The organism is Actinomycetospora sp. 2LY8.5, from assembly GCF_057180585.1.
Genome location: NZ_JBXUHE010000011.1, coordinates 1 through 23,067, shown reverse-complemented (window position 1 = coordinate 23,067; position 23,067 = coordinate 1). Strand labels below are relative to the sequence as shown.

The window sequence follows — 23,067 nt, the reverse complement described above, 5'->3', positions numbered from 1 at the left end:
GCGGCCGCGCTCGCCGCGGTCGGGCCCGCGGCGATCTGGACGACCGCGTCGTCCACCGCCACGGCACCCCAAGTGGCCCTGCTGGAGCAACGGCAGCGTGCCGCTCGCCGAGATCAGGCTCCGTGGCGGTGTCGAGCGAAACCGCCCTCGGAGTCGATGACCTGGCCGGTGATCCAGTACGCCTCGTCGGTGCAGAGCCACGCGATCAGTCGGGCCGGGTCGTCGGGCTCCCCGAAGCGGCCGAACGGGAACATCTCGGCCATCGCGGAGAACGCCTCCTCTCCCAGGTAGCCGGTGTCCACCGGGCCAGGGTTCACGGTGTTGACGCGGATTCGGCGGTCGGCGAGCTGGTCGGCGAGGGTGAGCGTGACGCCGGCGACAGCGGCCTTCGCCGCCGCGTAGGCGACCTCGCCGGGCATCGGTCCTTGTGCCTGCCCGGAGGTCATCATCACGACCGCGCCGCCGGGGCGGGTGTCGTCGTGGGCGTTCGCCCAGGCCTGCGCGAGCAGGATCGACGCGCGTGCGTCGACTGCCCAGTGCTGGTCCAGCTCCGCGTCGAGGCCGCCGAGCGGGCCGTCGGAACCGGAGAGCGCCTGGTTGGCGACGAGCATGTCCAGCGGCCCGGCGAGCTCGCGCGCGGTGTCGACGACACGCTGCGGCCCTGCCGGGTCGGCGAGGTCGGCGTGCACCCCGGCCACGACGGCGCCGGCGACGGCGAGGTGGCCGCGGACCTCGTCGAGAGCGGCGTCGACGTCGTCGGCGCCCCACGCCTGAGACGCGTCGTGCGGGGCGAAGTGGTGGACGACGACGCTCGCGCCGTAGGCCGCGAGCCGGCACGCCGTCGCGTGCCCGATCCCGCCGCGCCGACCACCACCGGTCACGAGCGCGGTGCGGCCGTGCAGGGGCATCCAGTCTCGGTGTAGTGATCCCACGCCCGGCATCTATCGGACGGGCCGGGTTCAACGCGACCGAATAACCAGCGGGCACCGACATCGTCCGTTGAAGGAACCCCACCCGACACTTCCGATCTTGCCCGCGGCCCCACGAGCACCACCTGAGGCACGGGTCGCTGCGAAGAGGTGCACGCCCAGCTGCGTTGAGGCGCCGGCGGCGGTTGGGCCGGTCGCGAGTCGGGCGGTGAGGCCGTCGAGGACGGCGTGGAGTCCGAACTCGAAGCTGTCGTCGCGCACGGCGTCGGGGTCGGCGCTGGACGAACGGCCGGCGAGCCGCAACCACTGACGAGGTCTCCGTCGCATTCCACCGACATCTTGGCGTCGCGTCACAGCAGGGTGCCGGCGCCGGCGGGGACGCCGTAGCGGTCGTCGAGCATCAGCAGGAGCACGTCCTCGACGATCAGCGTCTCGTCGTCCATGCGGCCAGGGGGACACCATGCCGTCGCGGCATGGTCAAGCCCACCGGATCTCGGACTTGAGCCGGCCGCGACGGCATCGTTTGTCCTGTCCTCACCCCGACGCACCGCACCGACGAGAGGACACGACATGAGCGACCTGCTGGCGATCGAGGATCTGTTCGCCCTGCCCGAGAAGGCCCGTCCGGTGATCTCGCCCGACGGCACGCGGCTGGCCTACCTGGCGCCCTGGAAGAACCGGCTCAACGTGTGGGTGCAGGACCTCGGGCCGTCGGGCGACCTGGTGGGCGAGGGCCGGTGCGTCACCGCCGACGAGACCCGCAGCGTCACCCACCACGCCTGGACCGACGATCCGCGGTGGTTGCTCTACACCCAGGACGACGGCGGCGACGAGAACCACCACCTGTTCCGCGTCGACCTTGACGACCCGGACGCGCCGGCCGTCGACCTGACGCCCTACCCCGGAGCGCGGGTGCTGAGCCAGCAGCCGGCCGGGCGTCCGGGGACCGTGCTGCTGCAGATCAACCACCGCCGGCTCGACGAGATGGACGTCGTCGAGGTCGACATCGCCACCGGCGAACTCACCGTGCTCGCGGAGAACCCGGGCATGGCCTGGGTGGTCACCCCGGAGCGCGAGCTGTTCGTGCTCCGGACCACCGAGGACGGCACCCTCGAGCTGGTCCGCTGGAACAGTGGCGAGCCGGAGGTGGTGACGACCCTCGACGGGCTCGACCACCCGCTGGGCGTCGCCCCGTTCGAGCTCAGCGCGGACGGCGGCGGGGTGTGGGTCGGCTCCTTCACCTGGTCCGACCGGATGCGCCTGGCCCGGATCGACCTGGCGACCGGCGAGGAGACCGAGGTCGACGGCCACCCCGAGCACGACCTCGACGCCATGCGCCGGGCCGTGCTCCAGACCGAGTCGCCGCTGATCCGCGACCGGCGCACCGGCGAGCTCCTCGGGGTGCGCTACCTCGGCGAGCAGCAGGTGATCCGCCCGCACGACCCGCACTTCGCCGCGGTTCTCGCGCGGCTCGAGACGCTGTCCGACGGTAGCGTCGGCGAGCTGTCGCACGACGCCGAGCGCCGGCGCTGGGTGGTGTCGTTCGGCCACGACCGCGAGCCCGGCGTCGCCTGGTTCTACGACCACGCCACCGGGGAGGCCCGCGAGCTGTTCCGGCCGTATCCGCACCTCGACCGCGAGGCGATGGCCCCGATGACGCCGGTGACGGTCCCGGCGCGCGACGGGCGGGCGCTGCCGTCGTACCTGACCTTGCCCGTCGGCGAGGAGCCGACCGGGCTGCCGCTGGTGCTGCTGGTGCACGGCGGGCCGTGGATGCGGGACTCGTGGGGCTTCGACCCGGAGGTGCAGCTGCTGGCGAACCGCGGGTACGCGGTGCTGCAGGTCAACTTCCGGGGGTCGGTGGGCTACGGCCGCGCGCACATGCAGGCCGCGATCGGCGAGTTCGCCGGCGCCATGCACACCGACCTCGTCGACGCCATGACCTGGGCGGTCGAGCAGGGCTACGCCGACCCGCAGCGCGTCGCCATCTCCGGGGGCTCCTACGGCGGGTACGCGGCCCTGGTCGGGGTCACGTTCACCCCGCACCTGTTTGCCGCCGCGGTCGACTACGTCGGGATGTCGGACCTGGTCAACCTCGTGCGCAGCTTCCCGTCGTTCGTGCGCCGGGAGCTCGTGAACAACTTCCACCGCTACGCCGGCGACCCCGACGTGCCCGAGCAGGAGGCCGACATGCGGGCGCGGTCGCCGATCCACCGGGTCGACGCCATCCGCACCCCGCTGCTGGTCGTGCAGGGTGCCAACGACGTCCGCGTCACCCGCGACCAGTCCGACACCGTCGTCGCGTCACTGCGGGAGCGCGGCGTCGACGTCGACTACCTGGTCAGGGACGACGAGGGCCACGGCTTCCTCAACCCGGAGAACCAGATCGAGCTGCACCGGGCCACCGAGCGGTTCCTCGGCCGCCACCTCGGCGGCCGGTCCGAGCAGGGGTGAGCCCTCAGGCCCGGGCGGCGACCTCGCGCGGCCCCTCGGCGGTTCCGTCGAGGCCCCGCGTGAGCGTCTCGGTCATGGCCCAGCTGCTCCCGAGCGAGATCAGCGCGAGCAGGACGGTGAAGCCCGCGACCGCCATGAGGCTGCCCGTCCAGAGCACCAGCAGCCCGCAGATCGCCGGGGCGAGCCCGCCGACGATCGAGGCGAGCTGGTAGCTGAGCGAGGCCCCGCTGTAGCGCAGGTGGGTCGGGAAGAGCTCCGAGAAGTACGCCGACTGCGGCCCGTAGACCGCGCTGCGGCAGGCCTGGACGACCAGCCCGCCGAGGATGAACAGGCCGACGACGCCGGTCTGCACCAGCAGGAAGTAAGGGATCGAGAACAGCGCCAGCAGGCCCATCCCGGCGAGGAACAGCGGGCGGCGCCCGAGCCGGTCGGACAGCAGCCCGAGCAGCAGGATCATCGGGATGTCCGAGGCGGACAGGAACGTGTTCGCCCCGAGGATCGTGCTGCGCTCGTAGCCGAGCTCGGTGGTCGCGTACGAGACGAGCCAGACCGAGCTGATGTAGAAGGTCGCGTTGGTGGCGACGAACGAGCCGGCCGCGAGGAAGATCAGCTTCGGGTGTTCGCGGAGCACCTGGAACACGGGCATCCGGCTCGCCTCGCGCGTCTCCTGGTCGCGCTTGAACACAGGGCTCTCGGCGACCGTGAGCCGGATCCACATCCCGACGCCGATCAGCACCGCGCTCGCGAGGAACGGGATGCGCCAGCCCCAGGACGTGAACGCGGCCTCGCTGACGGTCAGGTCGAGCACCAGGAACGAGCCGGTGCCCAGCACCAGCCCGAGCGGGACGCCGACCTGCGGCCAGCTGCCGTAGAAGCCCCGCCGGTGGTCCGGGGCGTTCTCCACGGCCATGAGCGCGGCGCCGCCCCACTCGCCCCCGACGCCGAAACCCTGCGCGAAGCGCAGGAGCACGAGCAGGACCGGCGCGAGGACCCCGATCGTCGCGTACCCGGGCAGCAGGCCGATCCCGACGGTCGCCACGCCCATGAGCAGCAGCGAGTACACGAGCATCGGCTTGCGCCCGACCCGGTCGCCGAAGTGCGCGAACACCGCGCCGCCGATCGGCCGGGCGATGAACCCGGTGGCGAACGTGCCGAGCGCGGCGATCGTGCCGATCGCGGGGGAGACCGACGGGAAGAAGATCGTGTTGAAGACGAGGGCGGCGGCTGTGCCGTAGATGAAGAAGTCGAACCACTCGATCGTCGTCCCCACCAGGCTCGCGGCGGCGACACGGCGGGGGACGCGCAGGGACGCGCTGGCCATGGCGGGCTCCTCGTCATCGGGGTCCTGTCATGGAACGGTGCGCCGCGGAATCCGGTCAAGCCATGACAAAGGAGTCGCCGCAGAACTGGGCCGACAGCACCACGTGACCGGCCGGTCACCGTGCGGTGTGCACAGCGCGGCGGCGCGGGCGACGGCGAGGCCCTCCGGACCGGCTGGGGGCGATGCGACCGGGACGGCTCCTGCGCGTCCCACTCCGGGGGAGCACGCGCACGCGGCCCTCCCCGGTCGCCGCCGCAGCGGTCCCCGCGACGACGTCGTCCGCATCCCGCTCAGCGGGCCCTCCGCGCCGGTCCGGCGCATCGTCGCGGTGATGCGCGCCGGTGCCGCCGACCAGCCGACCATCGCGCACGCACTGGCGTCGATCACCGGGACGGCGGCGCGGATGCTGGAGGAGCGACGGCGGTGAACCGCACCCGCACCCCGGGCTGGAGCTCGTGGCGGACCTCGACGAAGCCGGCGGCCCGGAGCCGGTCGTCGAGGGTGCCCGCGTCGAGGACGGTCATGGTGTCGGCGACGTGCAGCAGGCGGAAGGCCAGGCTCGACTGACTGTCCACGCCCCGGAACGTCCCGCCGGGACGCAGCACCCGGCGGGCCTCGGCGAACAGCGCGTCCTGGGCGGCGACCGTCGGCACGTGGTGGAGCATCGTGAAGCACACGACGGCGGAGAACCGCCCGTCGGGGAACGGCAGCGCGGCACCGTCGCCGTGCACGATCTCCACACGCTCGCCGAACTCGGCGCGCAGGCCGTCGACGGACGCTTCGTCGATCTCGACGGCGGTCAGTCGCCGCGCCCGGGGCGCGATCACGCGGGTGGTCGCACCGAACCCGGGGCCGATCTCGAGGACGTCGTCGAGGTCGAGGTCGTCGAGCGCGGCGGGGAGACGCGTCGCGACGCCGTCCGCCCAGCGGCGGGAGCTGCAGAGCCTGCGGTGCAGGAGGTTCATCGGCATGGATCGACGCTAGGAGCGGCGCCCGGACGGCCGCGATCCGCGACGAGGCCGGATCGTGTCGCGTGGGGGCCATATCGTGTCCGTCGTGCTGACCGACCCGAGCGCCGCGATCGCCGTGGCCTCCTGGCCGCTGTCGGCGGGCTTCTGGTTCCCGGAGCACACCCACGACGGCCACCACCAGCTCAACTGGGCGATCGGTGGCGTCCTCGGTGTCGCGGTGGGCGAGCGGTCGTGGATCCTGCCGCCGACCCTTGCACTGTGGCTGCCGGCCGGGGTGGCGCACCGCACCGGGGCGACCCGCGACGCGACGATGCGCAGCCTGCTGCTCTCGGCGCGCCTGCCCGACCTCGGCGCGGGCGAGCCGGTCCCGGTCGCCGTCGACGGACTGCTGCTCGCGCTCGCGACGCACCTCGAGCGCCACGACCTCGCCGAGGACGCCCGGACGCGTGCCGAGGGCGTCGTGCTCGACGCGCTGCGCCCGCTGCCCACCCGCCCCGTGGAGGTCCCGGAGCCGACGGACCCGCGGTGCCGCGCGGTCGCCGACCTCCTGCACGCCGATCCGTCCGACGACCGGGGTCTCGCGGCGCTCGCGTCGGTGGTCGGGAGCAGCCGCCGGACACTGTCGCGGCTCTTCGTGCAGGACACCGGCCTGTCCTTCGAGCGCTGGCGCCGCCACCTGCGCATCCGGGCGGCCCTGCCGATGCTCGCCGAGGGGCGCCCGGTCGAGGCGGTGTCGCGCGCGGTCGGCTACACGACGCCGAGCGCGTTCCTCGCCGCCTTCCGCGGTGTCGTCGGCACGAGCCCGTCACGGTATCTCGGACGGCGGGACTGAGTGCTCGTCACCCGCGGCGCTGCTCAGCGGTGTCGCCGCGTCGTCCGGGAGCGCCTCGCCGCGCGCTGATCGGGTCAGGCTGCGGGATCCAGACGCACGGCGACCGTCACCCGGCCGTCGTCGTCCCGGCGGGCCACCCCGTGGCCGGGGCGGTCGACTCCGTCGAGGCGCACCGCGAGCGGGGCGCCGTCGCCGGTGAAGTTGCGCCACCAGCTCTTCCGGTCGGGGAACTCGACGCCGATGGTGACGTCGTCGCCGTCGCGCCGGTACCCGACGGGGAGCGTGAACCGGCGCCCGGAGCGCCGGCCGGTGTAGGTCACGACCGTCATCCAGCCGCTGACCAGCGATCCCCAGCGCGGCGACGCGACCAGCGGTCGGACCAGGGCGTTCACGGCCGCCGCGGCGGTCTGGAGCAGGCTCACCTCGTGAGGCTACGCCGGACGATCAGGGGTCGCCCCCCGGGATGTCCCGCCGCGCCGCCGCGCGGGCCGCGGCGACGATGTCGACGGGGTCGTTCGTGATCGTCGCGGCGTGCCGGGCGACCCTGAACCTCCTCGTGGTGTTCGACGGACTCGTCGTCACCGTCGCCCTCCCGGCGAGGCAGCGGGCGCTGGGGATCGACGCGTCGGCGACGGCGTGGGTGATCACCGCCGATCGCGAGCCTCGCGCGGGGCGGCGGCATCCCGACCGTCGCGGGGTTCCCGACCTACGGCGGCGGGCCCCGCGAGGCCTACCTCCCGACGTCGATCCCGCTGCTCGTCGCCTTCGGCGTGGTCTGCGTGCTGCAGGTCCTAGCCCGGGGTGCAGGGGTGGCGGCGACGGTCGTCGGGGGCCGTGCTCGCGCTCGTCTCGGCGGCCCTGGGCGCGGTCTTCTGGTGGGGGTTCGCGCTGCCGGTGGGGCCGGTGCTCGGGGTGATCGCCGTCGTCGGGGTGCTCGCCGGCGTGCCGGGGCTTCTCGCCCGGCCTCACGAACTCCGCGGTCATCGGCGCTCTTGTCAGCGCAGGCGGGGGAGGACCTCGTCCGCGAGCAGACCCAGTGTGCGCTCGCGGTCGCCGGGCTCGGAAGCAGGCGCGACGACGACCGACCCGGCGCCCGCGTCGCGGTACTCCGCGATCCGCGCCGCGACCTGCTCGGGCGTGCCGTGGGGGACGCAGGCGTCGACGATCCGCTCCATGTCCTGGCCGTAGGTCGCCGCGAGGACATCGAGCGCGCGCCGGCGGGCGACGGCGGGATCGTGGTCGACGGCGGTCCAGGCGAAGTAGGCGCCGGTGACGTCGGCGGGGTCCCGGCCGCGGCGTTCCGCCTCCTCGCGGGCGGTGCGCAGGCCGCGCGCGACGCGGTCGGGGCTGCCGAGGTAGGGCATCCAGATGTCGCCGGCGCGCCCGGCGCGGCGCATCGAGGCCTCGGAGCGCCCGCCGACCCACACCGGCGGGCGGGGTCGTTGCAGGGGCAGCGGGTCGAGGGTCGCGGGAGTGCCCTCGACGTCGATCGTCTCGCCGGCGAACAGCCGGGTGACCACGTCGAGCCCCTCGTCGGTCCGTTTGCCGCGCTCGCGCACGGGCACGCCGCACGCGGCGAACTCCACCGGGTTCTCGCCGCCCACGCCGACGCCGAGCTCGAAGCGCCCGCTCGAGACGCGGTCGAGGGTCGCCGCCATCTTCGCGGCGAGCGGCGCAGGGTAGAGCGGCAGCAGGGTGACGGCGCTGAGCAGGCGCACGCGGCTCGTCACCGACGCCGCGGCCGCGAGCGTGACGAACGCGTTGGGCGTGGGGCTGCCGAACAGGACGTGCTCGCCGCTCGCGACGATGTCGAAGCCCTGCTCCTCGGCGCGGCGCGCCGTCGCGGGCACCTCGGCCGGGTCGTCGGTCGGGGGCAGGACGAGCCCGACCCTCACGCGCCCGCCCCCGCCCGCGAGAGCACCGCTGCCGCCATGCGCAGGTGCACGTCGTCGACCATCTCGCCGTCGACGACGCCTACTCCGGAGCGACCGGCCTCGACGACCAGCCGGGCGTGGGCGATCTCGTCGTCGGTCGGCGTGAACGCCTCGTGGGCGAGCGCCACCTGCGAGGGGTGGATGCAGATCTTGCCGTCGTAGCCGAGATCCCGGCCGGCGGCGGCGTCGGCGCGGAACGCGTCGGCGTCGTGCGCGGCCACCACGGCCTGGTCGAGGAGCCCGACGCCTGCCAGCGCGCCCGCGAGCACCACCTCGCTGCGCGCGTGCAGCACCTCGAGGCTTCCGGGGGTGCGACGTCCGCCGACCGAGGCGATGTAGTCCTCGGCGCCGAAGTACGCGGCGAGCAGACCGCTCATCAGCTCGCGGCACCGCGCGACGCCCCGCGCGCTCTCCAGCCCACCGATCACCGGCAGGTCGAGCCGCGAGCGCAGGTCCGCGAGCTGCTCGGGCGACTCGAGCTTGGGCAGGACGACCCCGTGCGCCGCCGACTCCGCGACCGCCGCGACGTCGTCGGCGTACCAGGGCGTCGTCGGCCCGTTGACGCGGACGAACACCAGCGAGGCGGAGCCGGGGGCCAGCTCCGCGACGGCCGTCACCGTCGCCTCGCGCGCGGTGTCCTTGTCGCCGGCCGCGACGGCGTCCTCGAGGTCGACGGCCACCGCGTCGGGAGCCCAGCGCGGCACCTTGGCGACCATGTCGGGGCGCGCGCCGGGCACGAACAACAGGCTCCGCGGCACCCTCACGCGGGCCTCCGGTGCATCAGGCCGGTCCGCTGGCAGGTGCACACCACCTCGTCGCGCTGGTTGCGGGCGCGATGGGCGAACACCACGATCCCCGCGTCCGGGCGCTTCCTCGACTCCCGTGCCGACACGATCTCCGTCTCCACCCGCACGGTGTCACCGTGGAACACCGGCGCCGGGAACGCCACCTCGTCGAGCCCGAGCTGCGCGACGATCGTGCCGAGCGTCAGCTCCGGCACCGACAGCCCGACGACGAGCGCCAGCGTGAACATGCTGTTGACCAGGGGTCGGCCGAACTCCGTCGTCGCCGCGTAGGCGTGGTCGAGGTGCAGCGGCGCCGGGTTCATGGTCATCGTGGTGAACAGCACGTTGTCGGTCTCGGTGACCGTGCGCCGGGTGGCGTGCTCGACGACCAGGCCCTCGGTGAGATCCTCGAACCAGAGGCCGCTCACCGGGAGGCCACCGCCGCCGACAGCGTCTCCAGGCTGCCCGGGTCCTCCAGCGCGCTGGTGTCGCTGCGTGTCTCGCCGTGCAGGATCACCTCGCGCATCAGGCGCCGCATGATCTTGCCGGTGCGGGTCTTGGGCATCGCCGCGGTGACGATCACGCGGTCCGGCCGGGCGATGCCGCCGATGGTGTCCGCGACGAGCGCGCGCACCTCGTCGGGCACCTCGTCGGCCCCGCCGTCAGCACCGCCGTCAGCACCGCCGTCAGCACCGCCGCCGGTGACGGTCACGAACGCGATCGGCACGGTGCCCTTGGTGGCGTCCGGGATCCCGACGACGGCGGCCTCGACCACGCGCGGGTGGGTCGTCACGACCGCCTCGATCTCCATGGTCGACAGCCGGTGGGCGGCGACGTTGATGACGTCGTCGGCGCGCCCGAGCACCCAGAGGTGCCCGTCGGTGTCGACCACCGCCTCGTCGTTGGTGGCGTAGCGGCCGGGGAAGCGCCCGAAGTAGGTGCTCAGGTAGCGCTCGTGGTCGTCCCACACGGTGCGCGCGAGCGTGGGGAACGGGCGGGTCATGACGAGGTTGCCCTTGACTCCCGCCGGGACCTCCGCGCCGTCGGAGTCGACGACCGCGAACGCGTGCCCGGGCACCGGCGTGCCGACCGAGCCGGCCTTGAGGTCGTCGACGCCGGTCACGGGGTAGGTCCACGTCGACCCGGTCTCGGTCTGCCCGTAGGCGTTGACGATCGGGACGTCGTAGGTCTCGGTGGCCCAGGTGAAGGTCTCGCCGTCGAGCGGCTCGCCCTGCACGGTGATCAGCGCGAGGCGGGGGAGCGGGTGCTCCGCGGCGAGGTCTGGATCCGAGGTGCCGAACTTGCGCAGCATCCGCAGCACCGTCGGCGCGCACAGGACCTGGGTGACGCCGTGCCGCGCGCAGATGTCGTAGAACCGCGACGGCCCCGGGGTGTCCAGTGCGCCCTCGTAGCAGGCGATCGTCGAGCCGTGCGCGAGCCCGCCGATCACGGCCTGGATCGGGAAGGTCAGCCAGCCGATGTCCGCGGCGACCCAGTAGACGTCGCCGTCGACGGGGCCGGCCTGCCAGTGGACGTTCGCCCACGTCCCGAGCAGGAAGCCGCCGACCGAGTGCACGACGCCCTTGGGGCGGGACTCGGTGCCGCTGGTGAAGATCAGGAACGCCGGCTCGTTGGGGTCGAGGGGCACGGTCGGCGCGCCCTCGGGGTGCGCGGCGAGCAGCGCGGCGTAGGAGACCTCGCCGGGCGCCGGCGCAACGCCCCGCTGCGTGCGGTCGACGACCACGACGCTCTCGACGGTCGGCGCGTCCGGCAGCGCGGCGCGCAGGGTCTCGAGCAGCTCGACGGGCTTCCCGCGCCGGTAGATCGCGTCGGCGACGACCACGGCCTTCGCCCGCGCCGCCGAGAGCCGCGAGGCGACGGCGTCGCGCCCGAACCCGGAGAACAGCACCGTGTAGATCGCGCCGATCCTGTTGCAGGCGTGGATCGCGGTGAACGCCTCGACGAGGTTGGGCATGTAGACCGCGACGACGTCGCCGTGGCCGATCCCCAGCGACGCCAGCCCGCCGGCCAGCCGGTTCACCTCGTCGGCGAGCTCCGCGTAGGTCAGCGTGCGCGTGTCGCCGGGCTCGCCCTCCCAGACCACCGCGGGCCGGTCCGGGGCCGACTCCGCCCAGCGGTCGACGCAGTTGTCGGCGACGTTGATGCGCCCGCCCTCGAAGTACCGGAAGTCGCCCAGCTCGCCCGAGCGCACCGTCTGCCACGGGGTGAGCCACCGGTGCTTGTCGGCCACCCACGCCCAGTACTGGTCGGGGTCGCGGTCGTGCAGTGCGCGGGCCTCGGCGAGCTCCGCGGTCCGCTCCGGGGAGCGCCACCGCTCGTCGAGGGACTGCAGCGGCGCGGAGATCAGGGCAGCGAGGGTGTCGCGGTCGTCCATGGCCGGTTCTCCTCCAGGGATCACACGGGGCTGACGGGGTGGTGACGACGTCCGCGGGTGCGGGTCCAGCCGTCGGCGTGCCGCAGGCGCGTGACGAGCTCGCCACGCAGCTCCTCACCGGGCACGACGGCGTCGACGACGAGCTCGTCGCCCATGCGCAGCAGGTTGATCTCGGCGCGGTGCTCCTCGACGCGCGCCGCGACGAAGGCCTCCCGCTCGTCCGGGTCGGCGATCTCTGCGATCTTGCCGGCGTACACCGCGTTGACCGAGGCCTCCGGACCCATGGCGCCGATGAACGCGCTGGGCAGCGCGAGCGTGGCGCGCGGCTCGAAGCCGGGGGCGCACATCGCGTAGAAGCCCGCGGCGTAGGCCTTGCGCAGGACGATCGAGAACTTCGGGACCTCGGCCGACGACATCGCCGTGATCATCTTGGCGCCGTGGCGGATGATGCCCTGGCGCTCGACGGCGACGCCGACCATGAAGCCGGGCACGTCCTGCAGGAACAACAGCGGGACGTCGAACGCGTCGCACAGGCTGATGAACCGGGCGGCCTTGTCGGCCGAGTCGACGTGGATCGCCCCGCTGCGCACCCGCGGCTGGTTGGCGACGAGCCCGACGACCCGACCCTCCAGCCGGGCGAAGCCGACGACGATCTCGGGCGCCCAGTCGGGCTTGATCTCGAAGAACGAGCCGCCGTCGACGAGCCGGTCGATCACCGCGGTGACGTCGTAGCCGACGGTCGGGTCCTCGGGCACGAGGCCGTCCCAGCCGGCGGCCTCGGGCTCGCGTGGCTCGGCGACGGGCGGCGGCGCGCCGAAGTGCGCGGGGAGGTACGAGAACAGCAGGCGCGCGGCGGCGATCGCCTGCCAGTCCTCGTCGAACACCGCGTCGCCGCACCCGGAGACCTCGGCGTGCATCCGCGCGCCGCCCATCTCCTCGGCGGTGGTGCGCTCGCCGGTGACCTTCTCGGCCACGCGCGGCGACGCGAGGTACATCGAGGCGTTCCCGTCGACCATCCCGACCCAGTCGGTGAACGCCGGCATGTAGGCCCCGCCGGCGGCCGACGGGCCGTGCAGGCAGCAGATCTGGGGCACGCGCCCGGAGAGCGCGACCTGCAGGTGGAAGATCTTCGAGGCGCCGCGGCGGCCGGGGAAGAAGCCCATCTGCTCGGTGAGTCGCCCGCCCGCGGAGTCGACGAGGTAGAACACCGGCAGCAGGTCGCGGTCGGCGCGCTCGAGGATGCGGATCTGCTTCTCGCACGTCCGCTCGCCCCACGAGCCGGCCTTGACGCCGAAGTCGTGGGCGATCACCGCGACCGGACGGCCCTCGACCGTCCCGACGCCGGTGACGACGCCGTCGGCCGGCATCCCGGGCCGGGAGGCCGAGGCAAGGACGCCGTCCTCGACGAAGCTGCCGGGGTCGAGCAGCACGTCGAGCCGCTCGCGCACGCCGAGCTTGTCCGGCCACCGGCCGGTGTCCCCACCTTCCCGGGCGCGGGCCGCGGCCGCGAGGACGTCCTCCCCCGAGGGAGGTGCCGGCGCCCCGGGGGGATGAGGCGCCGACACCTCCCACGCGGGAGGTACGCCGTTCGCGGCCGCTGTGTCCGTCACGGGAGACGGAGCTCGTCGGAGCTCGACCCTGGTCGGGGTGCCAGCCGCTTCGCGAGGATCTCGAGCTGGATCTCGTCGGTGCCGCCGCCGATGCGCAGGATGCGCACGTCGCGGTGGTGACGCGCGATCGGCGTCTCCTCGAGGTAGCCGGCGCCGCCGTAGAGCTGCACGGCCTCGTCGACGATCCACGCCGCCGCCTTGGCCGCGAAGTACTTCGCCGACGCCACCGACCGGTCGGCCTCGGGGTGGCCGCGGTCGAGCCGGTCGGCCGCCTTGTAGGTCATGACGCGAGCCGCCTCGAGCTCGATCTCCATCGCGGCGAGGCGGTGGCGGATCGCCTGGCGGGCGGTCAGCGGCTCGCCCGCCACCTCGCGCCCGCGGACGTACTCGGTGACGGCGTCGAGCGCCTCGCCGGCGTGCCCGAGTCCCATCGCGGCCAGCGCGACCCGCTCGAGCTGGAACGCCGCCATGATCTGGTGGAAGCCGCGGTCCTCGACGCCCAGCACGGCGTCCTCGCCGAGCGCGACGCCGTCGAGCACGACCTCGCGGGTGTCCGACGAGTGCCAGCCCATCTTCGACAGCGGGGCACCCAGCGACAGCCCGGGCGTGCCGGCGGGCACCACGAACGTCGTGATGCCGCGGTGGCCGCCGCCGGGGTCGGTCCTGGCGCCGACCACCAGCACGTCGGCGAGACCGGCGTTGGTGATGTACATCTTCCGGCCGTCGAGCACCCAGCCCGCGTCGGTACGGCGGGCGCGCGTGGTGATGCCCGCGACGTCGGACCCGGCGCCGGGCTCGGTGACGGCGATGGCGGCGATCGCGTCGCCGGCGGCCAGGCGCGCGACCCACTGCTCGCGCTGCTCCGGGGTGCCGTGGCGCACGATGTGCGGCGCGGCCATGTAGGCGCTGACGAGCGCGCTGACGGCGATGCCGCCGCAGGCCCGCGAGAGCTCCTCGGCCAGCACGGCGACCGCGGTGGCCTCGCCGCCCTCGCCCGCGGACCCGCCGTACTCCTCGGGGGTCAGCAGGCCGAGCAGGCCCGCGTCGCCGAGCTCCTTCCACAGGCGCTCCGGCGGGCGTCCCGCGCGCTCGGCCTCCGCCACGACGGGGCGGACGCGCTGGTCGGTGAAGGCCCGGCAGGTCTCCCGGAAGTCCTCGTGGACCTCGCCGAGGTCGTACGACACCCGCGCCCTCCTTGCTTCGACCGACCGGTCGGGCGAAAGTACCCCACATCACAGAGGTTCGGTCAAGGCACGCGAGGGGACGCGATGGCGACACGGGGGACCGGCGCAGGGTCGGCGATGGGCAGCCGCGCCGACGAGCAGCGCCAGCGGATCCTGACCGCCGCCGTAGCGGTCTTCAGCAGGCGCGGGTACCGCGCGGCCTCGATGAACGACGTGGCGGCGCAGGTCGGGCTCTCGAAACCGACGCTCTACCACTACGTGCGCACCAAGCAGGACCTGCTCGTCGCCGTCTACGAGGAGGTCCTCGACGAGAGCCTGCGCAGCGCCCAGAAGATCGTCGCCGGGGCGCCGTCGACGCGGGAGGCGGTGCGCGCGCTGATCGTCGAGCGCGTCCGCTACACCTGCGAGCACCGGGACCTGCTGACGATCTGCTTTCACGAGGAGTCGGCGCTGCCCGTGGAGCTCGCCGAACCGATCCTCGAGCGTCGCCGGGTGTTCGAGCGGGTGGTGCGCGACGCCGTCGAGGCCCACCTGCACGCGACCGGACGGACCCTGCCCATGTCGGTCGGGACCTACGTCAACACCTGCCTCGGCGCCGCCAACTGGACCTACAAGTGGTTCGACCCCGCCGGCCCCCGGTCGGCGCGCGAGCTGGGCGAGGACGTCGCCGCGGTGCTGATCGGGATCCTCGACGCCTGAGGTGGGACCGGCCCATGTCGCTCACGGAGACCGAGGTCGGATCTCGTCGAAGACGGGTGCGCGCTTCTCGAAGCCCGCGGTGACGGCCTCGACCTGGTTCGGGCTGCCGATCAGTGCGCCGATCTCGGTCTGCTCGGCGGCGAAGCCGGTGGCGAGGTCGACCCGGCCCGCGCTGTCGAGCAGACGCTTGGCCGCGCGGACGGCGTGCGGACTGCGGCCGGCGATCTCGCGGGCGAGGGCGAGCGCCGCCTCGCGGGGCGCGGGGTCGGTGCGCGTGCAGAGGCCGAGCTCGGCGGCCTCGGTGCCGCTCACGACGCGCGCGGTCAGCGTGAGCTCCTTGGCGACGTCCCGCCCGACGAGCTCGGGGAGCACCTGGGTCCCGGTCATGTCCGGGACCAGGCCCCACTTCACCTCCATGACCGACAGCTTCGCGTCCGGGGCGACGATGCGGATGTCGGCGCCGAGCGCGATCTGCAGCCCGCCGCCCAGCGCGTTGCCCTGGATCGCGGCGATCACCGGGACCTCCAGCTCCACCCACACCCACGCCGCCCGCTGGCCCGTGGCCCGCGCCGGCCCGCCCGACGGCGGGAGCTGCGCGGACGCCGACAGCCGCTCCCCGTTCGCCATCGCACGGAACGACCCGAAGTCCAGTCCGGCGCAGAAGTCCGGGCCCTCGCCCGAGAGCACCGCGACCCGCACGCCGGGATCGTTGCGCAGCGCCTCCCCGGCGCCGACGATTCCCTCGAACATCGCGGGGTCCAGGGCGTTGCGCTTCTCCGACCGGGACAACCGCACGTCGGCGACACCGTCGACGACCTCGACCCGGACGCGCTGATCACTCATGCGCGCCAGTCTGGCAGCGCGCTCCCGTTCCGCAGCGAACGTGGTGTTCGCGGCTTCTATGCGCTCGAAGTCCCCGTTGATCATCCGTTGATCATCTCGGCGACGCCCTTCCGCCCCCGCTCCCGCCGCTGGCATGCTCGCTGAACGATCGTTCGCCGAGGAGGTCGGTGTGGACTTCGCTCTGCCCGCGGAGCTGACCCGGCGGCTCGAGGCGCTCGACGAGTTCATCGAGCGGGAGATCCGGCCGCTGGAGGAGCAGGACGACAACCGGCGCTTCTTCGACCACCGGCGCGAGTACGCCCGCACCGACTTCGAGCACGGCGGCGTGCCGCGCGCGGACTGGGAGGAGCTGCTCGGCGAGATGTTCCGCCGGGCCGACACGGCGGGCTGGCTGCGCTACGGGCTGCCGAAGGAGGTCGGCGGGTCCGACGGCACCAACCTCGAGATGGCGGTGATCCGCGAGCATCTCGCCCACCGCGGGCTCGGCCTGCACAACGACCTGCAGAACGAGTCGTCGGTCGTCGGCAACTTCCCGTTCGCGCACATGCTGCTGGCGTTCGGCACCGACGCGCAGCGCGAGGAGTTCCTCGAGCCGATGCTCACGCGCACCGCGCGGCTCGGCTTCGGGCTCACCGAACCCGACCACGGCAGCGACGCCACGTGGATGGAGACGCGCGCGGTCCGCGACGGCGGCGACTGGGTGATCAACGGCGCGAAGCGCTGGAACTCCAACATGCACTCGGCGACCCACGACGTGGTGTTCGCGCGGACCTCCGGCGAGGACGGTGCCGCGCGCGGCATCACCGCGTTCTTCGTCCCCGTGGGCACGCCCGGGTTCTCGGTCGACTTCCACTGGTGGACGCTGAACATGCCCACCGACCACGCCGAGGTGAGCCTGCGCGACGTCCGGGTCCCCGAGGAGGCGGTCTTCGGAGAGGAGGGCGAGGGCCTCGCGGTCGCCCAGACGTTCGTGCACGAGAACCGCATCCGCCAGGCCGCCTCGGGGGTCGGCGCCGGCCAGTTCTGCATCGACCGCAGCGTCTCCCACGCCCGCGAACGACACACGTTCGGCGCGCCGCTCGCGACGCGGCAGGCGATCCAGTGGCCGCTGGTCGAGCTGCAGACCGAGGCCGAGATGCTGCGCGGCCTGGTCCGCAAGACGGCCTGGGAGCTCGACCGCCGCCCGCACACCGAGATCAGCGACCGCGTCTCGATGTGCAACTACCGCGCCAACCGGTTCGTCTGCGACGCCGCCGACCGGGCCATGCAGGTGCACGGCGGACTGGGCTACTCGCGGCACACGCCGTTCGAGCACATCTACCGCCACCATCGCCGCTACCGGATCACCGAGGGCACCGAGGAGATCCAGATGCGCAAGGTCGCGGGCTACCTCTTCGGCTTCGCCGGCCCGAACAAGCGGTGAGCGCCCACGACCTGGGCGCCCGGCTGACGACGCGCCTGGCCGAGATCGCCGGCACCGACGTCACCGTCGAGAACCTGCGCCGCCTCACGGCCGGCGCCAGCCGCGAGACATGGTCGTTCACCGCGGTCGACGCCGCCGGGCGCCGCGACCTCGTGCTGCGCCGCGACCCGCCCGGCGCCGACCGTCCCGACGGCATGGCCCTCGAGGCGGCGGCGATCGGCGCCGCGGCGGTCGCGGGCGTCGCGGTCCCGCCCCTGGTCGACAGCGGCACCGACCCCGCGACGCTCGGCTCGCCCTACCTCGTCACCGCGCACGTCGCCGGCGAGACCCTGGGCCCCCGCATCCTGCGCGACGAGCGCTACGCGAGCGCCCGCGCCGGGCTGACCGCCGAGCTCGGGCGCACGCTCGCCCGCCTCCACACCATCGCGCCCGACGCGGTGCCGGGCCTCGCGCACACCGACCCCGTCGAGGCCCTCCGGGCGACGTGCGACGCGATCGACGAGCCCCTGCCGACCGTGGAGATCGCCCTGCGATGGCTCGACAGGCACCGCCCGGACCCCGTCGCCGACACCGTCGTCCACGGCGACTTCCGCCTCGGCAACCTCATCGTGGACGAGACCGGGCTGGCCGCCGTGCTCGACTGGGAGCTCGTGCACCGCGGCGACCCCCGCGAAGACCTCGGCTGGCTGTGCGTGAAGTGCTGGCGCTTCGGCGCCGCGCCGCCCGTCGCGGGTCTCGGCACCGTCGACGAGCTGCTCGACGGCTACGCCGAGGTCGCCGGGCACCGCCCCGACCCGGAGGCCGTGCGGTGGTGGCAGATCCACCGCACCGCCTGGTGGGCGCTGCACTGTCGGGAGATGGCCGAGCGGCACCTGTCGGGTGCGGTGCCCTCGGTCGAGCTCGCGGCGATCGGGCGCCGGGTCGCCGAGCAGGAGCACGACCTGCTGCTCCTGTTGGGAGCCCCCGCCGGTGACGCCCGCGTCCAGGCCGTCCCGCCCCGCTCCGACCTCCACGGACGCCCCTCCTCGGCCGACCTCGTCGACGCCGTCGCGGCCTTCCTGCGCGAGGACGTCCGGGCGGTCGCCGACGAGCGCGTCGGCTATCTCGCGCGGGTGGCCGCGAACGTCCTCGACGGCGTCGGCCGCGACCTCGCGCTGGGCCCCGACCAGGAGCGCCGCCACCGCCAGCGCTTGGCCGCTCTCGGCCAGCCCGACCAGAAGGGCCTCGCGGCGGCCGTTCGCGCCGGGAAGATCGACGACACCGACCCCGCCCTGCTCGCCGCCGTGCGGGAGGCCGTCACCGACAAGCTCGCCGTCGCCAACCCCCGCTACCTGGAGCAGCCCGGATGAGCGCGATGCGAACGGTGACGAGGGGACGGCGGTTCCCGGACGGCCCGATCGCCCATGGTGAACGGCGGCGGCCCCGTCCGGGCACGGCATCCTCTACTCGCTGGACTGGGACGTCGCCGGGTCTCGACCTGGCGTTCACGGCATAAGGAGACTGCGCATGGCCTGGGACTTCTCGACCGAGCCGGAGTTCGAGGAGCAGCTCGCGTGGATGCGGGCCTTCGTCCGGGACGAGATCCTTCCGCTCGAGACCCTCGACCTCGACGGCCCGGCGCTGAAGCGCGCGACGGTGCCGCTGCAGGAGGAGGTCAAGGCGCGCGGGCTGTGGGCCGCGCACCTGCCCCCGGAGCTGGGTGGGGGCGGGTTCGGCCAGGTCAAGCTCGGGCTGATGCACGAGATCCTCGGGCGCTGCGCGTACGCCCCGGCCGTGTTCGGCAACAACGCCCCGGACTCCGGGAACGCCGAGCTGCTCGCGCTCGGGGCCAACGACGACCAGAAGAAGCGCTGGATGGAGCCGCTGCTCGACGGCGAGCTGCGCAGCGCCTTCTCCATGACCGAGCCGAACGCCGGCGCGGACCCGACGCTGCTCACGACCCGCGCCGAGCGCGTCGGCGACGAGTACGTCGTCAACGGGCACAAGTGGTTCACGTCGAACGGGTCGGTCGCGGACTTCCTCATCCTCATGGCCGTCACCGACCCGGACGCGGCGCCGCGGCGGCGGGCGTCGATGTTCGTCGTGCCGACGGACACGCCCGGCGTGGAGATCCTGCGCGACATCCCGACGATGGAGCATCCCGAGGAGCGCACCGGGCAGCCCGGAGGTCACGCCGAGGTGATCTACCGCGACGTGCGGGTGCCCGTCGAGAACCTCGTCGGCGCCGAGGGTGACGGCTTCCTGCTGGCCCAGAAGCGGCTGGGGCCCGGGCGCATCCACCACTGCATGCGCTGGCTCGGGCAGTCCCAGCGTGCCTTCGACATGCTCTGCGAGCGGGCGGTCTCGCGGTACACCCACGGCTCGGTGCTCGCCGAGAAGCAGATGGTGCAGGACTGGATCGCGACCTCGACCGCCGAGATGACCGCCGCGCGGCTGATGACGCTGCAGGCCGCCTGGAAGATGGACCAGGGCGGCACCGAGGCGGCGCTCACCGACATCGCGATGATCAAATTCTACGGCGCGACCGTGCTCTACAACGTCATCGACCGCGCGATCCAGGTGCACGGCTCGCTGGGCTTCACCACCGACCTGCCGCTCGAGGGGATGTACCGCCACGCCCGCGCCGCGCGCATCTACGACGGCCCGGACGAGGTCCACAAGGTCACCGTCGCCCGCCGCGTGCTGCGCGACTACGAGCCCCGCGACGTGCCCACCGAGCACGTGCCGACGCGCCGCGAGGAGGCGCGCCGGAAGTTCGCCCACCTGCTGGACGCGGCCGCCGTCGGCCGCTAGAAGTTGTCTCCAACCGATCGAAGGAGAACCCGGCGATGATCGCTGTGGGAGAGAAGATCCCCGACGTGCCGTTGACGACGGTCGATGCCGCAGGGAGCACCGAGTCGGTGCGCTCCGGCGAGCTCTTCGCGACGGGCCGGACCGTGCTGTTCGGCGTGCCCGCCGCCTTCAGCCCGACCTGTAGCGACGCGCACCTCCCGGGCTTCGTGGCCAAGGCCGGCGAGATCTCCGGCAAGGGCGTCGACCGCATCGTGTGCACCGCGGTCAACGACCCGTTCGTGATGGCCGCCTGGGCGAAGGACCAGGCCGTCGAGGGCGTCGTGATGCTCGCCGACGGCGGCGCGCTGTTCGCCAAGGCGATCGGGCTGGACATGGACGCCACCGACTTCGGTCTCGGGGTCCGGTCGCAGCGCTACGCGTCGATCATCGACGCCGGCGTCCTCACCTGGATCGACGTCGAGGCCGCGCCGCCGGACCACGAGAAGACCACCGCCGACGTGGTGCTGAGCAAGCTCTGAGATCCGTCTCAGCCCCGGTGGTCCACGATCCGCAGGGCGATCGCCGTGTACCGATCGACCAGGTCGGGCACGGCGAGCCCGCGGTCGGGCTCGTACCCGGGCTCGTACCCGGGCTCGTACCACTGGGCGATCGCGTTGCAGGCGGCGACGACCGCGCGGCGGGCGTCGTCGGGGTGCTCGCAGCGGAAGGCCCCGCGGGCGACGCCGTCCTCGACGATGTCGGCCCAGAGGCGTGTCGCGGCCGCGCGCAGACCGTCGAGACGCTCGCGGTTGCCGGGCTCGAGGTTGCGCCACTCCGCGGCCGCGATCGTGCTCTCCACCTGCCGGCTGACCCGGTACTCGACGGTCGCGCGCACGAGCGCGCCGAGCCGCGCGGCCGGGTCGTCGCCGGCGTCGTGCAGCGCCTCGTCGCAGCGGCGGAAGTACTCCTCGGTGCTCTCCTCGATCAGCGCCGCGAGCAGGTCCTGCTTGCCGGAGTGCCAGTGGTAGAGCGCGGAGAGCGACAGCCCGGCGCGGGCGGCGATGTCGCGGATCGAGCTCCCGTGGTAGCCGCGCTCGGCGAAACTCTCCCGGGCGGCTCGCGTGATCGCGTCCCGGCCGCTCCCGCGCGGCACCGCCGGGGTGCTCATCGCGACAGCGTAGTGGCCGGGTGAACGATCGATCGATAGGTTCCGGGCGTATCTGCTGTCCGGGGGACGGAGCCGCATTCATGGACGAAGAGGTCCTGCTCGCCCGCCGCGAGGCGGGCGTGCTGACGCTGACCCTGAACCGTCCCGAGCGCCGCAACGCGCTCGACCTCGCCTCGTGGCACGCGCTGCACGACCAGCTGTCCGCCGCGCGTGCGGACGACGCGGTGCGCGCGGTGGTGATCACCGGGGCGGGCGGGGCGTTCTGCGCGGGCGCCGACCTCTCCGGGGGCCGCGAGGGTCACCCGCTCGACCGCATGCGGTTCATCAACGAGGTCGCGCTGCTGCTGCACGAGCTGCCGAAGCCGTCGGTCGCGCGTGTGGACGGTGTCGCCGTGGGGGCGGGCTGGAACCTCGCGCTGGGCTGCGACCTCGTCGTCGCGACCCCGACGTCGCGCTTCTCCCAGATCTTCGCCAAGCGCGGGCTGTCGTTGGACTTCGGTGGGTCGTGGCTGCTGCCCCGCCTGGTGGGGATGCAGCAGGCCAAGCGGCTGGCGCTGCTCGCGGAGATGATCGACGCGCAGGAGGCGCACCGGCTGGGCCTCGTGACCTGGCTGGTCGCGCCCGAGGAGATCGACGGTTTCGTCGACGACCTGACCGCACGGCTCGTGGCGAACGCCCCGGTCGCCGTCGCCCAGTCCAAGGCGCTGCTCCACGAGAACGCCGACCGGACGCTGCGCGACGCGCTCGCCACCGAGGCCCGCACCCAGGCCGTCAACTTCGCAGGAGAGGACGCCCCCGAGGCGTTCGCCGCCTTCCGCGACAAGCGGGAACCGACGTTCACCGGTCGGTGGGCGGTGACGTGAGTCTGTTCGACCTCTCCGGGCACGTCGCGCTGGTCACCGGCGGCAACTCGGGCATCGGGCTGGGCATGGCCCGCGGGCTCGCGCGCAGCGGGGCGTCCGTGGCGATCTGGGGGACGAACGCGGAGCGCAACGCCGCCGCCGTCGCGGAGCTCCAGGGCCTCGGCGCGACGGCGCACGCCTGGCGCTGCGACGTCGGCGACGAGGACGCGGTCTGCGACGCCTTCGCCGGCGTGCTCGAGCACCTCGGACGCGTCGACTCGTGCTTCGCCAATGCGGGCGTCCCCGGCTCCCACGCGGCGTTCGTCGACACCTCCCTCGACGAGTGGCGGCGGGTCACGCGCGTCAACCTCGACGGCGCGTTCCTGACGCTGCGGGCGGCGGCGCGGCACATGGTCGAGCGGGGCGGGGGCGGTGTGCTCGTCGGCACCTCGAGCGTGTCGACCGTGCACGGGGCGCCGCGCAACGAGGCGTACGCCGCGAGCAAGGCCGGGCTGACCGCGATCATCAAGGGCCTCGCGGTCGAGCTCGCCCGCCACGGCGTCACGGCGCACTCGATCGTCGCGGGCTGGACCGAGACGCCGTTGGCGTCGCCGACGCTGCACGACGAGCGCTTCGATCAGGCGGTGATGAAGCGGATGCCGCAGCGGCGCTGGGGCGCGCCGGACGACTTCGCGCGTCTCGCCGTCTACCTGGCGAGCAACGCCGGCGGCTTCCACACCGGTGACGAGATCGTCGTCGACGGGGCCTATTCGATCTTCTAGACGAGTAAGTCCGAACCCGATCAGTGGTCGTAGGCGATCAGTGATCGGGTCAGGGGCTGGCCGGTGGCTCGGTTGTGCCAGATGGCGGCGGTCATGGCCAGGAGGCGTTGGGCGACGCGTGCG

The 23,067-nt window shown here is 73.6% G+C and carries 22 protein-coding genes and 1 pseudogene; 9 read left to right on the top strand and 14 right to left on the bottom strand.

Annotated elements, in window-relative coordinates; all coding sequences use genetic code 11:
- Positions 1–113: 113 nt before the first annotated feature.
- A complete protein-coding gene (locus AC2A1K_RS14950) occupies positions 114–908 on the bottom strand; it encodes an SDR family oxidoreductase (RefSeq protein WP_483897101.1) in 795 nt (264 codons plus the stop codon).
- Between the two features lie 591 nt (positions 909–1,499).
- Between AC2A1K_RS14950 and AC2A1K_RS14945 the strand changes: the two genes are divergently transcribed.
- Positions 1,500–3,383 carry a S9 family peptidase gene (locus AC2A1K_RS14945; RefSeq protein WP_483897100.1) on the top strand — a complete coding sequence of 628 codons (1,884 nt, stop codon included), beginning with the start codon at positions 1,500–1,502 and terminating at the stop codon, positions 3,381–3,383.
- 4 nt (positions 3,384–3,387) lie between these two features.
- Here the strand turns inward: AC2A1K_RS14945 and AC2A1K_RS14940 are convergent, their stop codons facing one another.
- Together AC2A1K_RS14940 and AC2A1K_RS14935 are read right to left on the bottom strand one after the other, a co-directional pair.
- The gene (locus AC2A1K_RS14940) at positions 3,388–4,704 is read right to left on the bottom strand and encodes an MFS transporter (RefSeq protein ID WP_483897099.1); all 1,317 of its coding nucleotides are present in this window, start codon (positions 4,702–4,704) and stop codon (positions 3,388–3,390) included.
- A gap of 383 nt (positions 4,705–5,087) precedes the next feature.
- Complete coding sequence (locus AC2A1K_RS14935) at positions 5,088–5,675, bottom strand: class I SAM-dependent methyltransferase (protein WP_483897098.1); 588 nt, start codon at positions 5,673–5,675, stop codon at positions 5,088–5,090.
- 85 nt (positions 5,676–5,760) lie between these two features.
- Between AC2A1K_RS14935 and AC2A1K_RS14930 the strand changes: the two genes are divergently transcribed.
- A complete protein-coding gene (locus AC2A1K_RS14930; protein WP_483897097.1) occupies positions 5,761–6,507 on the top strand; it encodes a helix-turn-helix domain-containing protein in 747 nt (248 codons plus the stop codon).
- Positions 6,508–6,581: 74 nt separating this feature from the next.
- Here AC2A1K_RS14930 and AC2A1K_RS14925 read toward each other — a convergent pair whose 3' ends face one another.
- The 8 genes from AC2A1K_RS14925 to AC2A1K_RS14890 form a co-directional block, all read right to left on the bottom strand.
- Positions 6,582–6,929: a nitroreductase/quinone reductase family protein gene (locus AC2A1K_RS14925; protein ID WP_483897096.1), complete on the bottom strand. Its 348-nt coding sequence runs from the start codon at positions 6,927–6,929 to the stop codon at positions 6,582–6,584.
- A gap of 22 nt (positions 6,930–6,951) precedes the next feature.
- Positions 6,952–7,155: a hypothetical protein gene (locus AC2A1K_RS14920; protein WP_483897095.1), complete on the bottom strand. Its 204-nt coding sequence runs from the start codon at positions 7,153–7,155 to the stop codon at positions 6,952–6,954.
- Positions 7,156–7,502: 347 nt separating this feature from the next.
- Entirely contained in the window at positions 7,503–8,402 is a 900-nt protein-coding gene (locus tag AC2A1K_RS14915) for an LLM class flavin-dependent oxidoreductase (RefSeq protein WP_483897094.1), read from the bottom strand.
- Entirely contained in the window at positions 8,399–9,205 is an 807-nt protein-coding gene (locus AC2A1K_RS14910; protein WP_483897093.1) for an HpcH/HpaI aldolase/citrate lyase family protein, read from the bottom strand. The genes AC2A1K_RS14915 and AC2A1K_RS14910 overlap by 4 nt, the downstream gene beginning before the upstream one ends.
- Positions 9,202–9,654 (bottom strand): MaoC family dehydratase, encoded by a 453-nt coding sequence (locus AC2A1K_RS14905; RefSeq protein WP_337702739.1) that lies wholly within the window; start codon positions 9,652–9,654, stop codon positions 9,202–9,204. Before AC2A1K_RS14905 ends, AC2A1K_RS14910 begins: the two co-directional genes overlap by 4 nt.
- Positions 9,651–11,621: an AMP-binding protein gene (locus AC2A1K_RS14900; RefSeq protein WP_483897092.1), complete on the bottom strand. Its 1,971-nt coding sequence runs from the start codon at positions 11,619–11,621 to the stop codon at positions 9,651–9,653. The genes AC2A1K_RS14905 and AC2A1K_RS14900 overlap by 4 nt, the downstream gene beginning before the upstream one ends.
- Before the next feature lie 20 nt (positions 11,622–11,641).
- Positions 11,642–13,231, bottom strand: coding sequence for an acyl-CoA carboxylase subunit beta (locus AC2A1K_RS14895; RefSeq protein WP_483897091.1), 1,590 nt, complete (start codon positions 13,229–13,231; stop codon positions 11,642–11,644).
- Entirely contained in the window at positions 13,228–14,415 is a 1,188-nt protein-coding gene (locus tag AC2A1K_RS14890; protein WP_483897090.1) for an acyl-CoA dehydrogenase family protein, read from the bottom strand. Before AC2A1K_RS14890 ends, AC2A1K_RS14895 begins: the two co-directional genes overlap by 4 nt.
- Before the next feature lie 84 nt (positions 14,416–14,499).
- Here AC2A1K_RS14890 and AC2A1K_RS14885 point away from each other — a divergent pair, with 84 nt between their 5' ends.
- Positions 14,500–15,114 carry a TetR/AcrR family transcriptional regulator gene (locus AC2A1K_RS14885; RefSeq protein WP_483897089.1) on the top strand — a complete coding sequence of 205 codons (615 nt, stop codon included), beginning with the start codon at positions 14,500–14,502 and terminating at the stop codon, positions 15,112–15,114.
- Between the two features lie 21 nt (positions 15,115–15,135).
- Here the strand turns inward: AC2A1K_RS14885 and AC2A1K_RS14880 are convergent, their stop codons facing one another.
- Positions 15,136–15,957, bottom strand: coding sequence for a crotonase/enoyl-CoA hydratase family protein (locus AC2A1K_RS14880; protein ID WP_483897088.1), 822 nt, complete (start codon positions 15,955–15,957; stop codon positions 15,136–15,138).
- Between the two features lie 169 nt (positions 15,958–16,126).
- Between AC2A1K_RS14880 and AC2A1K_RS14875 the strand changes: the two genes are divergently transcribed.
- The 4 genes from AC2A1K_RS14875 (at position 16,127) to AC2A1K_RS14860 (ending at position 20,691) form a co-directional block, all read left to right on the top strand.
- Positions 16,127–17,380: an acyl-CoA dehydrogenase family protein gene (locus tag AC2A1K_RS14875; RefSeq protein WP_483897087.1), complete on the top strand. Its 1,254-nt coding sequence runs from the start codon at positions 16,127–16,129 to the stop codon at positions 17,378–17,380.
- The gene (locus AC2A1K_RS14870; protein ID WP_483897086.1) at positions 17,377–18,729 is read left to right on the top strand and encodes a phosphotransferase family protein; all 1,353 of its coding nucleotides are present in this window, start codon (positions 17,377–17,379) and stop codon (positions 18,727–18,729) included. The genes AC2A1K_RS14875 and AC2A1K_RS14870 overlap by 4 nt, the downstream gene beginning before the upstream one ends.
- 157 nt (positions 18,730–18,886) lie before the next feature.
- Positions 18,887–20,173, top strand: coding sequence for an acyl-CoA dehydrogenase family protein (locus tag AC2A1K_RS14865; protein ID WP_483897085.1), 1,287 nt, complete (start codon positions 18,887–18,889; stop codon positions 20,171–20,173).
- Between the two features lie 35 nt (positions 20,174–20,208).
- The gene (locus AC2A1K_RS14860) at positions 20,209–20,691 is read left to right on the top strand and encodes a redoxin family protein (RefSeq protein ID WP_483897084.1); all 483 of its coding nucleotides are present in this window, start codon (positions 20,209–20,211) and stop codon (positions 20,689–20,691) included.
- 8 nt (positions 20,692–20,699) lie between these two features.
- Here the strand turns inward: AC2A1K_RS14860 and AC2A1K_RS14855 are convergent, their stop codons facing one another.
- The gene (locus AC2A1K_RS14855; protein ID WP_483897083.1) at positions 20,700–21,320 is read right to left on the bottom strand and encodes a TetR/AcrR family transcriptional regulator; all 621 of its coding nucleotides are present in this window, start codon (positions 21,318–21,320) and stop codon (positions 20,700–20,702) included.
- An 80-nt stretch (positions 21,321–21,400) separates the two neighbouring features.
- Between AC2A1K_RS14855 and AC2A1K_RS14850 the strand changes: the two genes are divergently transcribed.
- Both AC2A1K_RS14850 and AC2A1K_RS14845 read left to right on the top strand, forming a co-directional pair.
- Entirely contained in the window at positions 21,401–22,183 is a 783-nt protein-coding gene (locus AC2A1K_RS14850) for an enoyl-CoA hydratase/isomerase family protein (protein ID WP_483897082.1), read from the top strand.
- On the top strand, positions 22,180–22,944 hold the full coding sequence (locus AC2A1K_RS14845) for an SDR family NAD(P)-dependent oxidoreductase (RefSeq protein ID WP_483897081.1): 765 nt from the start codon (positions 22,180–22,182) through the stop codon (positions 22,942–22,944). Before AC2A1K_RS14850 ends, AC2A1K_RS14845 begins: the two co-directional genes overlap by 4 nt.
- A gap of 20 nt (positions 22,945–22,964) precedes the next feature.
- On the opposite strand, the pseudogene AC2A1K_RS14840 reads toward AC2A1K_RS14845, so the two are convergent.
- Positions 22,965–23,067 (bottom strand): annotated as a pseudogene (locus AC2A1K_RS14840) (IS982 family transposase); the annotation flags it as partial.

Bases quoted from the DNA above. Each gene is read 5' to 3' on its own strand.
- AC2A1K_RS14950 (WP_483897101.1), bottom strand. From the start codon at position 908: ATGCCCCTGCACGGCCGCACCGCGCTCGTGACCGGTGGTGGTCGGCGC.
- AC2A1K_RS14885 (WP_483897089.1), top strand. From the start codon at position 14,500: ATGGCGACACGGGGGACCGGCGCAGGGTCGGCGATGGGCAGCCGCGCC.
- AC2A1K_RS14940 (WP_483897099.1), bottom strand. From the start codon at position 4,704: ATGGCCAGCGCGTCCCTGCGCGTCCCCCGCCGTGTCGCCGCCGCGAGC.
- AC2A1K_RS14860 (WP_483897084.1), top strand. From the start codon at position 20,209: ATGATCGCTGTGGGAGAGAAGATCCCCGACGTGCCGTTGACGACGGTC.
- AC2A1K_RS14945 (WP_483897100.1), top strand. From the start codon at position 1,500: ATGAGCGACCTGCTGGCGATCGAGGATCTGTTCGCCCTGCCCGAGAAG.
- AC2A1K_RS14935 (WP_483897098.1), bottom strand. From the start codon at position 5,675: ATGCCGATGAACCTCCTGCACCGCAGGCTCTGCAGCTCCCGCCGCTGG.
- AC2A1K_RS14880 (WP_483897088.1), bottom strand. From the start codon at position 15,957: ATGAGTGATCAGCGCGTCCGGGTCGAGGTCGTCGACGGTGTCGCCGAC.
- AC2A1K_RS14900 (WP_483897092.1), bottom strand. From the start codon at position 11,621: ATGGACGACCGCGACACCCTCGCTGCCCTGATCTCCGCGCCGCTGCAG.
- AC2A1K_RS14850 (WP_483897082.1), top strand. From the start codon at position 21,401: ATGGACGAAGAGGTCCTGCTCGCCCGCCGCGAGGCGGGCGTGCTGACG.
- AC2A1K_RS14865 (WP_483897085.1), top strand. From the start codon at position 18,887: ATGGCCTGGGACTTCTCGACCGAGCCGGAGTTCGAGGAGCAGCTCGCG.
- AC2A1K_RS14855 (WP_483897083.1), bottom strand. From the start codon at position 21,320: ATGAGCACCCCGGCGGTGCCGCGCGGGAGCGGCCGGGACGCGATCACG.